The sequence below is a fragment of the Streptomyces globosus genome, from assembly GCF_003325375.1.
In the GTDB taxonomy this organism is placed as follows: domain Bacteria; phylum Actinomycetota; class Actinomycetes; order Streptomycetales; family Streptomycetaceae; genus Streptomyces; species Streptomyces globosus_A.
In genome coordinates, this window is sequence record NZ_CP030862.1 from 4,234,019 (window position 1) to 4,246,641 (window position 12,623).

Annotated in this window: 10 protein-coding genes; 4 read left to right on the forward strand and 6 right to left on the reverse strand. The window is 75.5% G+C overall.

What is annotated here, in order from left to right:
• Positions 1 to 134 precede the first annotated feature (134 nt).
• Positions 135 to 914, forward strand: coding sequence for a YhjD/YihY/BrkB family envelope integrity protein (locus C0216_RS18590; protein WP_114058767.1), 780 nt, complete (start codon positions 135 to 137; stop codon positions 912 to 914).
• Between the two features lie 61 nt (positions 915 to 975).
• Here the strand turns inward: C0216_RS18590 and C0216_RS18595 are convergent, their stop codons facing one another.
• The 4 genes from C0216_RS18595 to C0216_RS18610 form a co-directional block, all read right to left on the reverse strand.
• Positions 976 to 2,529, reverse strand: a complete 1,554-nt coding sequence (locus C0216_RS18595) for a fatty acyl-CoA synthetase (protein WP_114056368.1) — start codon at positions 2,527 to 2,529, stop codon at positions 976 to 978.
• A 51-nt stretch (positions 2,530 to 2,580) separates the two neighbouring features.
• Positions 2,581 to 3,693 carry a calcium:proton antiporter gene (locus tag C0216_RS18600; protein WP_114056369.1) on the reverse strand — a complete coding sequence of 371 codons (1,113 nt, stop codon included), beginning with the start codon at positions 3,691 to 3,693 and terminating at the stop codon, positions 2,581 to 2,583.
• A gap of 165 nt (positions 3,694 to 3,858) precedes the next feature.
• Complete coding sequence (locus C0216_RS18605) at positions 3,859 to 5,523, reverse strand: acyl-CoA synthetase (protein ID WP_174250423.1); 1,665 nt, start codon at positions 5,521 to 5,523, stop codon at positions 3,859 to 3,861.
• A gap of 26 nt (positions 5,524 to 5,549) precedes the next feature.
• Positions 5,550 to 6,656, reverse strand: a complete 1,107-nt coding sequence (locus C0216_RS18610) for a nitronate monooxygenase (protein WP_114058768.1) — start codon at positions 6,654 to 6,656, stop codon at positions 5,550 to 5,552.
• A gap of 146 nt (positions 6,657 to 6,802) precedes the next feature.
• Here C0216_RS18610 and C0216_RS18615 point away from each other — a divergent pair, with 146 nt between their 5' ends.
• Entirely contained in the window at positions 6,803 to 8,683 is a 1,881-nt protein-coding gene (locus C0216_RS18615; protein WP_114056371.1) for a serine hydrolase domain-containing protein, read from the forward strand.
• An 85-nt stretch (positions 8,684 to 8,768) separates the two neighbouring features.
• Here the strand turns inward: C0216_RS18615 and C0216_RS18620 are convergent, their stop codons facing one another.
• Both C0216_RS18620 and C0216_RS18625 read right to left on the reverse strand, forming a co-directional pair.
• The gene (locus C0216_RS18620) at positions 8,769 to 9,686 is read right to left on the reverse strand and encodes a nitroreductase/quinone reductase family protein (RefSeq protein ID WP_114056372.1); all 918 of its coding nucleotides are present in this window, start codon (positions 9,684 to 9,686) and stop codon (positions 8,769 to 8,771) included.
• A 460-nt stretch (positions 9,687 to 10,146) separates the two neighbouring features.
• The gene (locus tag C0216_RS18625; protein ID WP_114056373.1) at positions 10,147 to 10,773 is read right to left on the reverse strand and encodes a TetR/AcrR family transcriptional regulator; all 627 of its coding nucleotides are present in this window, start codon (positions 10,771 to 10,773) and stop codon (positions 10,147 to 10,149) included.
• Between the two features lie 96 nt (positions 10,774 to 10,869).
• Here C0216_RS18625 and C0216_RS18630 point away from each other — a divergent pair, with 96 nt between their 5' ends.
• Positions 10,870 to 12,057 carry an FAD-dependent oxidoreductase gene (locus C0216_RS18630; protein WP_114056374.1) on the forward strand — a complete coding sequence of 396 codons (1,188 nt, stop codon included), beginning with the start codon at positions 10,870 to 10,872 and terminating at the stop codon, positions 12,055 to 12,057.
• A gap of 79 nt (positions 12,058 to 12,136) precedes the next feature.
• A complete protein-coding gene (locus tag C0216_RS18635; protein WP_114056375.1) occupies positions 12,137 to 12,607 on the forward strand; it encodes a nitroreductase family deazaflavin-dependent oxidoreductase in 471 nt (156 codons plus the stop codon).
• The last annotated feature ends 16 nt before the right edge of the window (positions 12,608 to 12,623 follow it).

The following is a 12,623-nucleotide window of genomic DNA, read 5'->3' on the forward strand; positions in this document are numbered from 1 at the left end:
CGGCCCGGTCCGGCGGGGCCCGGGCAGGAGCACCCGTTCGGCCCTACTTCGGCCGGGCGTCCGGGAGCCCCCGGGCCCGTCCGGGTAGTCCATGAGGCGTGACCCACGCGCTCCGACGGCTCCACGACCGGCTCATGGCCTCCCACGTCGGGCTGGCCTGGAGCCGGGGCCGGGAGATGGAGCTGATGCACCGGGCCATGGGCTTCGCCGCCCTGGGGTTCCTGACCCTGGTGCCGCTGCTGGTCGTCGTGGCGGCGGCAGCCCCGGGCTCCGGCTCCGGATTCGGGCGCTGGCTCGGGCAGGCCCTCGGGGTGAGCGTGTCCTCGCGGACCCGTGTGGAGATGCTGTTCGGTGCGGCCGACCTGGCGCTGGAGCGGACGACCGCGTTCGGTCTCGCGGCCCTCGCGGTGTTCGGGCTCACCTTCGGCTGGGCCGTGCAGCGGGGCTACGAGAAGGTGTGGGACCTGCCGACGGCCCGCTGGCACACCATGTGGCGGCACGTCGTGTGGCTGGCCCTGCTGGTCTGCTACCTCGCCCTGCTCGTCGGAATGCCCACCGCACAGGGCGCCGCCGCCGCCCTCACCGCGGCGGGTGACCTGGCCGGAACCTGCCTGTTCTTCTGGGGTTCCCAGCGGCTGCTGCTGGGCGGTCGGGTCCGCTGGCGGGCCCTGCTGCCCGGAGCGGTGGCAACCAGCCTCGGGCTGCTCGGGCTGCGGATCTTCTCCCAGCTGGTGTTCTCCCCGCTGATCGCCTCCAACGCCGTCACCTACGGGCCGTTCGGCACTCTGCTGGTCGTCCAGTCATGGCTCGTCGGCGTCGGGTTCGTCGTCTTCGGGGGCGGCCTGGTGGGCCGGCTGGCCCACGAGCACCTGACCCGCCGCCGCCTCGGCCACACGGACTGGCCGATCGACTGACCGCCGACCGCACGCCCCTCGCCGCGGCCGCGCCCCCGGCGGAGGCGGGCGCGGGAGGAGGTCAGCGGTTGCCGGAGGGCGCGTACCGGTCGCGGAGTTCGCGCTTGAGGACCTTGCCGCCGGCGTTGCGGGGCAGGGCCTGCGCGAACAGGATCCGCCGGGGCGCCTTGAAGTGGGCCAGCCGCTCGCGCGCCCACGCCAGCAGCTCCGCCTCCGTCACGTCTCCGCGCGGCACGACGACGGCGGTGACAGCCTCGATCCACCGCGGGTCCGGCAGCCCCACGACCGCCGCCTCCGCCACAGCGGGGTGGGCGTAGAGGACGTCCTCGACCTGCCGGGAGGCGACGAGCACACCTCCCGAGTTGATGACGTCCTTGACCCGGTCGACGACGGTGAAGTACCCCTCCGCGTCACGGACGGCCAGGTCACCGGAGCGGAACCAGCCGTCCCGGAAGGCCTGCCGGGTGGCCTCGGGGTCGTTCCAGTACCCCCGGCAGAGCTGCGGGGAGCGGTAGACGACCTCGCCGGCCGTGCCGTCGGGGACGTCGGCGCCGTGCTCGTCGACGACCTTGGCCCGGACGTGCTTGACCGGCCTGCCGCAGGATGCCATGCGCCCGTCGTGCTCGTCCGGTGCGAGGACCGTGGCCAGCGGCCCGATCTCGCTCTGCCCGAAGCAGTTGTAGAAGCCGAGGCCGGGCAGGCGGGCCCGCAGCCGCTCCAGGACGGGCACCGGCATGATCGAGGCGCCGTAATAGGCCTTGCGCAGGGCGCTCAGGTCGCGCCGCTCGAACTCCGGGTGGTTCGCGAAGCCGATCCACACCGTCGGCGGCGCGAAGAAACTGTCCGCGCGCCCGGCCTCGACCAGTGCGAAGACCTCCTCGGGCTCGGGGGCGTCCAGGATCGTGTTGCGGGCGCCCACCGCCAGGGAGGGCAGCAGGAAGACGTGCATCTGCGCCGAGTGGTACAGCGGCAGCGAGTGCACCGGCAGGTCCGCCGGGTCCAGGTCCAGCGCCTCGATCGCGCTCTCGTACGCGTGGGCGAGCGCCCGGTGCGTCATCACCGCGCCCTTGGGCAGGGCGGTGGTGCCGGAGGTGTACAGCAGTTGCACGACGGCGTCCGGGGCGGCTGCCGCCTCGAAGGGCTGCGGGTGGGACAGCGCGTCGAGGAAGGAGCCGGGGGCGTCCCTCAGCGGTCGTACGGCGCATCCGCCGGGGATCCGGCCGGCCAGGTCCGGGTCGGCGATGACGAGGGAGGCGGTGCAGTTGTCGAGGATGTGCGCCAGGTCCGCGCCGGTGAGGTTGTGGTTGACCGGGACGTGCACGAGGCCGGCCCGGGCGCAGGAGAGGAAGGCGATCAGGTAGGCGTCGCAGTTGTGGGCGAAGGCCGCGACCCGGTCGCCGGGCGCGAGCCCGTAGTGGCCGCGCAGGACGGCGGCGCCGGTGGTGGCGGCCGCGTCGAGCCCGGCGTAGGTCCAGGTCCGGTCGCGGTAGCGGACCGCCTCGCGGTCGGGGAATCGGCGGGCGGCAGCGCGTACCAGCCCGTCGACCGTGTGGTCGCGCACCGGCGGCGTCGCGCTGTGCGGGTCCGCGCCGTGTTCCTCCTGTGCAGCGGTCATGGCAGCGATCGTGACACATCGTCAGCGGTCGTGCACGGGTGCGGTGCGCGGTCAGGGGCTGACGGCGAGGAAGAGGTAGGCGGCGAGGAGGACCAGGTGGACGCCGCCCTGGAGGAGTGTCGCCCGGCCGGGCACGATGGTGAGGGCGCCGACGACGACCGTCAGGGCGAGCAGGACCATGTGGACCGCGCCGAGGCCAAGGAGCAGCGGCCCCGACAGCCACAGCGAGGCCAGCGCGATCGCCGGGATGGTCAGGCCGATGCTGGCGAGGGCGGAACCGTACGCGAGGTTGAGGCTGGTCTGGACGCGGTCGCGGCGGGCCGCCCGCACGGCGGCGAGCGTCTCGGGAAGCAGGACCAGCAGGGCGATGACGACGCCGACGACGGCCTGCGGCATCCCGGCCTTGGCGACGCCGGCCTCGATGGCGGGCGAGACGGCCTTGGCGTCGCCGACGACCGCCACCAGCGCGACGACGAGCAGGGCGAGGCTGAACAGGGCGGCGGGTGCGGTGGGCGGTGCGGCATGGCCCCCGTCGCCCCCGGTGCCGCCGCCGTCGTGCTCGGCGGTGACGGGGAGGAAGTAGTCGCGGTGGCGGACGGTCTGGACGGCGATGAACAGCCCGTACAGGGCGAGGGAGGCGACGGCGGCGAAGGTGAGCTGCGCGGCCGAGAACTCCGGGCCGGGCTTGCTGGTGGTGAAGGTGGGCAGGACGAGGCTGAGGGTGGCGAGGGTCGCGACCGTGGCGAGGGCGGCGCCCGATCCCTCCGCGTTGAAGACGGCGACGCGGTTGCGGAGCGCGCCGACGAGCAGGGACAGGCCGACGATGCCGTTGCAGGTGATCATGACGGCTGCGAAGACGGTGTCCCGGGCGAGGGAGGCGGACTTCTCGCCGCCGTCGGCCATCAGGGTGACGACGAGGGCCACTTCGATGACCGTGACGGCGACGGCGAGGACGAGGGACCCGAACGGTTCGCCCACCCGGTGGGCGACGACCTCCGCGTGGTGCACGGCCGCGAGCACCGCCCCCGCCAGGCACAGCGCGACGAGGACGACCGCGACGCCGGGCAGGTCCCGCCCCCAGCTGAACGCCAGGGCGATGATCGCGGCGACGGGCACCAGAACGGTCCAGTCGAGGACGGGAAACTTGCGGGCTGCCGAACTCATGCCACAAAACTGCCATGTCCGGATGTCCTGCAACGAAAGGCGCGAACATGTCGAAGGAAGGGAAACATCCTGATTCCCGGGACCGCGAGGCGCGGCCTGCGAGCGCCCGCCTCGGTCGGACCGCACACGCCGAGGCGTGCGCCCTCCCGGCGTTCGGCGGGCTGGTCACAGCGGGCGGTCGCGGTCCTGCCAGTACGGGGCGCGGAGGCGGCGTTTGTACAGTTTGCCGTTGGGGTCGCGGGGCATCTCCGCGGTGAAGTCGACGGTCCTGGGGCGTTTGAAGGCCGCCAGCCGGCCGGCGCAGTGGGCGAGGATGTCGGCGGCGAGCGCCTCCCCCGGCTCGTGTCCGTCGGCGGGCTCGACGACCGCCTTGACCTCTTCGCCCCAGTCGGCGTGCGGGATGCCGAAGGCGGCGGCGTCGGCGACGGCCGGGTGGGACAGCAGGACGGACTCGATCTCCGCGGGGTAGATGTTGACCCCGCCCGAGATGATCATGTCGATCTTGCGGTCGCGGAGGAACAGGAAGCCGTCCTCGTCGAGGACGCCGAGGTCCCCGACGGTGAAGAAGTCGCCGATGCGGCTCCCCCGGGTCTTCGCCTCGTCCCCGTGGTAGCTGAACCCGCCGGTGCTCATCTTCATGTAGACGGTGCCGACCCGCCCCGGCGGCAGCCGGTTGCCGTCGTCGTCGAAGACGGCGAGCTCGCTGATGGGCCAGGCCCTGCCGACCGTGCCCGGCTTCTTCAGCCAGTCCTCGGCCGTGGCGAACGCGCCGCCGCCCTCGCTGGCCGCGTAGTACTCCTCCACGCAGGGGCCCCACCAGTCGATCATGGCCCGTTTGACGTGGTCGGGGCAGGGCGCGGCGCCGTGGACGGCATGCCGCATGGAGCTCACGTCGTACGCCGAGCGGACCTCCTCCGGAAGGGCGAGGAGGCGGTGGAACTGGGTGGGGACCATGTGGGTGTGGGTGCAGCGGCGGGCCTGGATCAGGCGGAGCATCTCCTGCGGCGTCCACTTGTCCATCAGCACCAGCGGGTGCCCGAGGTGCAGGGAGGCGCCGGCGAACTGGAGGACGGCCGTGTGGTAGAGCGGCGAGCAGACGAGGTGGACGTTGCCGTCGAAGGGGCGGATCCCGAAGATGCCGAGGAAGCCTCCGAGGTACGTCTCCTCCGGGGCCCGGCCGGGCAGGGGGCGGCGGATGCCGCGGGGGCGGCCGGTGGTGCCGGAGGTGTAGTTCATGACCCAGCCGAGGGTGCGGTCGGCGGGGGGTGCCGAGGGGTGGCCGTCGAGGAGTTCGGCGTACGGGCGGAAGCCGGGCACCGCCCCGACGGCGTAGCGGTGGCTCGCGGGGAGGCCGGCCTCGTCGGCGGCGGCCGCGGCGGCGGCCGCGAAGCGCTCGTGGGCGAGGAGGACCTTGGCGCCGGAGTCGGCGGTGATCCAGGCGATCTCGGGCCCGACGAGGTGGTGGTTGACGGGGACGAGGTAGAAGCCGGCCTGGGAGGCGGCGAGGTAGGCGGTGAGGAACTCGGGGCCGTTCGGCAGGACGGCGGCGAAGGCGTCGCCGCGGGCGAGGCCGGCGGCGCGCAGGCCGTGGACGAGCCGGTTGGCGTCCGCGTGGAGCCGGCCGGCGGTCCACTCCTCGCCGCCGGGGGCGACCAGGACGGTCCGCGCGGGGTCGGCCGCGGCCTGCGCCCAGAAGCCGTTCGGGAGCGGGGGCCGGGCCTCGGGCTGGGCCTGGGACTGGGCCTGGGGCTGGGGCTGGAGTCGGGGCCGGGGCCCGGACCGGGGCCGGGTCCGCGGCCGCTCGCCGCCGGTGTCGCTCGGGCTGCTCACGCTGCACACACCTCCTTCGACGGTTGTCAGGCTCGGCCGGCGATCCGGTTGATGCGGTCGACGGCCTTCTCGAAGCCGCGGGTGAGGTCGTCGACGACGGCCTGGACGCTGCGCTCGCTGGTCATCCGGCCGACGATCTGCCCGACGGGGGTGCCGAGCAGCGGCTGGACCTCGTACTTCTGGATGCGGGAGAGGGCCTCGGCGACGAGCAGGCCCTGCAGGGGCATGGGCAGGGCGCCGGGACCGTCCGGGTCGTCCCAGGCGTCGGTCCAGGCGGTGCGCAGCTGGCGGGCCGGCTTGCCGGTGAGGGCGCGGGAGCGGACGGTGTCGCCGGAGCCGGCGGCGAGGAGCCTGCGGGTGAGGGCGCGGGAGTGCAGGTCGGCTTCGGTGGTGGTCAGCCAGAGGGAGCCGAGCCAGACGCCCTGGGCGCCGAGGGCGAGGCCGGCGGCGATCTGCTCGCCGCTGCCGATGCCGCCGGCGGCGAGGACGGGCAGCGGGGCCACGGCTTCGGCGATCTCGGGGACGAGGACCATGGTGGCGATCTCGCCGGTGTGGCCGCCGGCCTCGTACCCCTGGGCGACGACGATGTCGATGCCGGCGTCGGCATGCCGGCGGGCGTGCTTGGCGCTGCCGGCGAGCGCTGCGGTGAGGACGCCGCGGGCGCGGGCGCGGGCGATGACGTCGGCCGGCGGGGAACCGAGGGCGTTCGCCAGGAGTTTGACGGGGTAGTCGAAGGCGACGTCGAGCTGGCTGCGGGCGACCTGCTCCATCCAGCCGGTGATCCGCCAGCCGGAGGCCTCGCCCTCGGGCAGTTCGGGGACGTGGTGCCTGGCGAGGGTGTCGCGGACGAAGGCGCGGTGCCGGGCCGGGATCATCGCCTCGATCTCGGCCTCGCCGATGCCGTCGACGGCCTTGGCGGCGGGCATGACGACGTCGAGGCCGTAGGGCCGGCCGCCCGTGTGGGCGTCCAGCCAGTCGAGGTCGCGCCGCAGGTCGTCGGGGGAGGTGTAGCGCACCGCGCCGAGCACGCCGAATCCGCCGGCGCGGGTGAGGGCCGCCGCGACGGCGGGGAAGGGCGTGAAGCCGAAGAGGGCGTACGAGACTCCCAGCTGTTTGCTCAGCTCCGTCTGCATGGTCGGCAGCATGCCGCAGCGCGGCGGCCTGCGGAAGACATTTTCTGATGCTGCGTCAGATTCTTTGCGGGGGTGTGCGTGCGGCCCCCGCGCCCCGTGCGGGCAGATACTTCGAGAGGCCGAGGGGCCGGACGGGAGGCCAGGCGATGGAGGCACACACGGGGGCCGGGAGCGGCACGGCACCGCACGGCTCGGGAGGGGAGCGCGGGGGCACAGCGCCGCCGGGACCGGGCGCCGGGGGCGGGCCCGCCCTGAGCCGGCGGCGGCTCGGCGGCCGGCTGCTCGCCCTCGGCGGCGTCCTGCTCCTGCACGGCGCGCTGCCCGGGGCCGCGGGGGCCGCGGGCAGCCCGGCGGAGCGGCGCGCCCTCCAGGGGCTGCGGCTGCGCTACGGCCCGGCCCGCCGGGCCGGCCTCGTCGAGCGGCACCTGGAAGACGCGGCGCAGGAGGCGGCTCGGTTCCTCGGCCCCTCCCCCGAGCACCCGTACTACGCCGGCGCCGTCGTCCTCGCGGGCCGGGGCCGGACCGTCGCCCTGCACCGGGCGATGGGCCACGCCGTCCGGTACGCCGACTACGACGGCCGGACCGACACCGTCCGCGAGCTGCCGCCGCAGGAGCGGATCCCGATGGCGGAGGACACCGTCTTCGACCTGGCCTCCCTCACCAAGCTGTTCACCTCGCTGCTCGCCGCGCAGCAGATGGAGCGCGGCCGGCTGGAGCTGGAGGCGCCCGTCCACCGCTACCTGCCCGAGTTCACCGGCGGCGGCAAGGAGCTGATCACCGTCCGGCAGCTGCTCACGCACACCTCGGGGCTGCGCTCCTGGGCGCCGCTCTACCAGGAGCCCACCCGGGAGGGGCAGTTGAGGCTGCTGTGGTCCGTTCGTCCGCAGGAGCCGCCGGGCAGCGTGTACCGCTACTCCGACCTGAACCTCCTCACCCTCCAGCTGCTCGTCGAGCGGGTCACCGGCCGCCCCCTCGACGTCCTCCTCCACGAGGAGATCACCGGCCCGCTCGGCATGCACCGCACCCGCTTCAACCCGCCGCGCTCCTGGCGCCGCTCCACGGCCGCGACCGAGGTGGAGCGGCCCCCGTGGTCCGGCCTGGACCGCGGCCTGGTCTGGGGCGAGGTGCACGACGAGAACGCCCACGCCCTCGGCGGCACCGCCGGCCACGCCGGAGTCTTCGGCACCGCCTGGGACCTGGCCGTCCTCGCCCGCACCCTCCTGGACGGCGGTGCGTACGCCGGCCGGCGCATCCTGCGCCCGGCCTCCGTCGAACTGCTCTTCACCGACTTCAACACCGCCTTCCCGGGCAACGACCACGGCCTCGGCTTCGAGCTGTACCAGCACTGGTACATGGGTGCGATGGCCACGCCGCACTCCGCCGGGCACACCGGTTTCACCGGCACCTCCCTGGTCCTGGACCCGTCCACGGACTCGTTCCTGGTCCTGCTCGGCAATTCGGTGCACCCGGTCCGGACGTGGCGGGCGGGCAGCGCACCGCGCGTCGCGGTCGGCAACCGCTTCGCCCGCGCCGTCCCCGTCCGCACCCGGCACGGCGGCCCCGCCTGGTACTCGGGGATGGAACCCGGCGCCTCCGGCACGCTGGCCCTGCCCCCGCTGACGCCGGCGACGGGCTCGGCTCGGCTGCGCTGCGCCGTGTGGTGGGACACCGTGCCGGGGGAGGGCTTCCTGCACGTGGAGGCGTCCGCGGACGGCCGGGCGTGGGAGCCGCTGCCGTTCAGCACGGTCCGCGCGACGGGCGGGACCGCCGAGGAGTGGCCGCAGGGCCGCGTCGACGGCTGGTCGGGCCGCATCTGGCACCGCCTCGAGGCCCCGCTCGGCGCCGCGTGGGCGGGGCGGCCGGTCCGGCTCCGCTTCCGCCACGAGGCGACCGGCCGCTACGTCGGCCGCGGGGTGTACGTGGACGTCGTACGGGTGTCGGAGCCGGCCCGGCTGCTGTTCGCGGAGGACCGCCCGGCCGACGCGGCCGGCATCGAGGCAGCCGGCTGGAGCCGCTCCGCCGACTGACCCGGCCCGCCCGCCGCCGCCCGCCCGCCGCCGCCCGCCCGCCGGCCGGGCCCTCAGGCGGGCGGCCCGTCAGGCGGGCGGGCCGTCAGGCGGGCGGGCCCGGCGGGAACGGGATGTCGGCGAGGAGCGGGAGGACCTGCTCCTCCTCGTAGTCGAGGTGGGCCGTCAGCTCCCGGCTCAGCCGCGCCAGTTCGGTGCGGAAGCGGTCGGGGTCGGCCGTCGCGGCGTCCGCGAGCAGCAGGCCGAGCTCCTGCTGGATCCGGGCGACGGTGCGGTGTTCGGCGGCGAGCCGTGCGAAGGCGTCCTCCAGGTGGGGGTGGGCGGCGGCGAGCGCGGGGAAGACGTGCGCGTCCTCGCCCTGGTGGTGGAATTCGAGGGCCTGGCAGAAGGCCAGGCAGTGCTGGCGGATCTGCAGGCCCAGGCCGGGCGCGGCAGGCGGTGCCGCGGCTTCGCGGGCGGCCTGCGCGCGGGCGGCGAAGAGCGCCTCCGTCTCGGCGCGGACGTGCCGCAGCTGTCCCCGCAGCCACACGTGCACCTCCAGGAGCTTGTCGGCGAGGGTGCGGACCTCCGCCGGCCCCTCCCCCGGTGCCGGATCGGAGCGCTGGAGCACCACGACCGGCAGGGTGCGCGAGGTGCGGTCCTGGTAGTCGGCGTAGCCGGGCTCGGCGGCCGCGGCGTACGCGAACAGCCGGTCGCGGTGTGCGCCTTCGGCGGGGACGGCGACGGCCTCGTACTCCTCGGTGGCGGTCTCCACGCGGACGAGGGGGTGGGCGAGCAGGTTGTGGTACCAGGCGGGGTGGCGGTCACTGCCGAGGTGGGAGCCGACGACGAGCAGGCCCTCCTCGTGCGGGATGCGGCCCAGCGGGGTGGTGTGCTGCCTGCCGGTCCTGGCGCCGGTCGTGGTGAGCAGCAGCAGGTCGCTGCCCTCGAAGGGGCCGCCGACCTTTCCGCCGTTGGCCCGGAACTCTTCGATGACCCACTGGTTGAAGTCGGTTGCGGACATGGGGAGTCGGTTCTCCTGGATCGTGGGCGCGCGCGGGGGCGCGGTACGGAGGCGGCGGGACCCCTCGCAGGGCCCGGCCGCGGCCCGTCGGCCCCCGCACACCGGAAGGCGGGTGTGCGGGGGCGGACGGGGCGGGGATGGCGGGGGCGCGGGCAGGGTGCCGGGCCGGGCGCGGGATGCGGGCGCCGGGTGCTCAGAGGCCGGCTGCCGGCGCCGCGGAGGGCGCGGGGGTACGGTCGCGCGCCGGGGTGCCTGCCGTGTGCACGGCGCGGCGGGGCCGGTACGGGCGGCCTGCGGTGGGAGGACTCATGCGGTGTCCTGGGGAAACGGGTGGTCGCCCGATCGCCGGCCGGCCCACTGCTCTGTGGCCGGCGCCACGCGCCACGGACGACATTAGAACGATCATCCGCCCGGGTTGTCAACGTCCGGAGCCGCCGGGAGCGCCCGCGGGAGCAGGGCCTCAGGCCAGCGCCGCGTCGAGCATCCGGCGCGACGCGTCGGCCAGTTCGGCCGGGTCGGGCTCCGGCCGGGAGCGGGCGAGGGCGCCCGCGAGCCGGTCGTAGAGGAGTCCGTCCATCCAGGCGACCAGGAGTTCCGCGGCCTCCCGGGGCCGGGGCGCGCCGAGCGCCGCGAGGACCTCTGCGGCCTTCGCGCGCGGCACCTCGCCGGCGCGGTGGAAGTCGGTCTCCAGCTCGGGGTTGCGGGCCGCCTCCAGGCTCAGTTCGAAGCGGGCGAGCTGCCGCGCGCGCCCCTCGGTCAGCCATCGGTGGAGGGCGGCGGCCATGGCTGCGGCGACCGCCTCCCGGTCAGGGACCCCGCCGCGGCCGTCCGCCCCGCCTGCGGTCAGGGAGGTCCGGTCGATGTCCTCGACGTCGAGTTCGGCGAGGCGCTGGTAGCAGGCGCCGATCAGGGCGGTCCGGGTGCGGAGGTAGTACGAGGTGCTGCCCGCGGGGAGGCCTGCGGCGGCGTCGACGGCACGGTGGGTCAGTCCGCGCAGGCCGGCTGCGGCGACGAGGCCGATCGCGGTGTCCGCGATGAGGGTGCGGCGGTCGGGCCGGGCGGTGCTGCGGTCTGCGGGGCTGGACATGCCGCCACTCTACAGCTGTAGAGTGAAGACTGTGCCTCTACGGATGTAGAGGGCATGCCCAGTGGATCGCACCGTCGAGGAATCGGGAGGGACGCCATGTCCCAGCGTCATGCGGTCGTGGTGGGTGCGGGCATCGGCGGCCTCACGGCAGCCGTGGCCCTGCACCGCCGCGGCTGGCGGGTCACCGTCTGCGAGCGGGCCCCGGAGCCCCAGGCGGCCGGCGCCGGGATCGTCCTCGCGCCGAACGCCCTGCACGCCTTCGAGGCGATCGGCTTCGACGCCCGCACCGCCGCGGGACGCGCGGTACCGGCCGCGCTGGGGCTGCGCCGCCGCGACGGCCGCTGGCTCAGCCGCGCCGGCACCGCCGCCATCGCGGCCCGCTACGGGTTCCCGCCGCTCGCCGTCTTCCGCCCGTCCCTGGCCGCCGGCCTGACCGCCGCCCTCCCCGCGGGCACCGTCCGCCACGGGGCAGCCGTCGACTCCGTCGAGGACCCGGACGGCTCGCCCGTCGTCCACACCTCCGAGGGCGAGCTCTCCGCCGACGTCGTCCTCGCCGCCGACGGCATCCACAGCCCCACCCGCCGCCGCTTCTTCCCCGACCACCCCGGCCTGCGGTACAGCGGGGAGACCGCCTGGCGCACCGTGCTCCCCGCCTCCGGCGCGGACCTGCCGGAGGCTGCCGAGACCTGGGGCCGCGGCGAGCGCTTCGGCATCGTCCCGCTCGCCGACGGCCGCGTCTACGCCTACGCCACCGCCGTCGTCCCGGAGGGGTACCGTCCGGCCGACGTCCGCGCCGAGCTGCTGCGCCGCTACGGCACCTGGCACGACCCGATACCGGCCCTCCTGGAGCGGATCGACCCCGCGGCCGTGCTCCGGCACGACCTGTACGACCTGGCCGCCCCCCTGCCCCGCCACCACCGCGGCCGCCTGGCCTGGCTCGGCGACGCCGCCCACGCCATGACGCCCAACCTCGGGCAGGGCGGCTGCCAGGCCGTCGAGGACGCCGTGGTCGTCGCGCACCTGCTGGACGGCGCCCGCACCCCGGCGGACGTGTCCACCGCGCTGGCCGCCTACAGCACCGCCCGGTGCGCCCGCACGGACGCCATCCGGGTGCGCGCCCGCCGGGCGGGCCGCATGGCCGCCCTCCGGAACCCGCTGGCCGCGGCAGTCCGCGACCTCGCCGTACGGGCCGCCCCGGCCGGACCGGCGCTGCGGGCGATGGACGGCCTGCTCGGCGGGTTCGTGCTGCCGCCCCGCCCCCGCCCGGTCCCCGCCGAGGCATAACCGGAAGGCCCCCGCCGTTGACACCCCCGGGCAGCCACCGCCCGGCAGCGAGGAACCGACCGCGAAGGCAGGCAGCGACATGACGACCACCGGCATCGACTGGGACCACCCGAAGGACCCGCGCCCCGGCTGGCAGCTCGACCACGTCCGGCAGTACGTCGAGTCGGGCGGCACCGAGGGGCACCACTGGCGGGGGACGCAGACGCTGCTGCTGACCACGGTCGGCCGGATCTCGGGCAGCGCGGTGCGGACCCCGCTCATCTACGGCGAGGCCGATGGCAGCTACCTCGTCGTCGCCTCCCGCGGCGGATCCGCCGAACACCCCCTGTGGTACCGGAACCTGACGGCCCACCCGGAGGTCCGCATCCAGGTCGGGCCGGAGGTGATGCAGGGGACCGCCCGCACGGCGACATCCGAGGAGCGGGCCGCGTACTGGCCCGTCATGGTCGGGCACTGGCCGGCGTACGAGGACTACCAGGCCCGGACGGAGCGCGAGATCCCGGTCGTCGTGATCGAACCCGCGGGGCGGAAGCCCGCCGCCGGCGCCTGACCGGAGGCGGGCCGCC

Bases quoted from the DNA above. Each gene is read 5' to 3' on its own strand.
- C0216_RS18595 (WP_114056368.1), bottom strand. From the start codon at position 2,529: ATGACCGCTGCACAGGAGGAACACGGCGCGGACCCGCACAGCGCGACG.
- C0216_RS18620 (WP_114056372.1), bottom strand. From the start codon at position 9,686: ATGTCCGCAACCGACTTCAACCAGTGGGTCATCGAAGAGTTCCGGGCC.
- C0216_RS18610 (WP_114058768.1), bottom strand. From the start codon at position 6,656: ATGCAGACGGAGCTGAGCAAACAGCTGGGAGTCTCGTACGCCCTCTTC.
- C0216_RS18590 (WP_114058767.1), top strand. From the start codon at position 135: ATGGCCTCCCACGTCGGGCTGGCCTGGAGCCGGGGCCGGGAGATGGAG.
- C0216_RS18630 (WP_114056374.1), top strand. From the start codon at position 10,870: ATGTCCCAGCGTCATGCGGTCGTGGTGGGTGCGGGCATCGGCGGCCTC.
- C0216_RS18600 (WP_114056369.1), bottom strand. From the start codon at position 3,693: ATGAGTTCGGCAGCCCGCAAGTTTCCCGTCCTCGACTGGACCGTTCTG.
- C0216_RS18625 (WP_114056373.1), bottom strand. From the start codon at position 10,773: ATGTCCAGCCCCGCAGACCGCAGCACCGCCCGGCCCGACCGCCGCACC.
- C0216_RS18615 (WP_114056371.1), top strand. From the start codon at position 6,803: ATGGAGGCACACACGGGGGCCGGGAGCGGCACGGCACCGCACGGCTCG.
- C0216_RS18635 (WP_114056375.1), top strand. From the start codon at position 12,137: ATGACGACCACCGGCATCGACTGGGACCACCCGAAGGACCCGCGCCCC.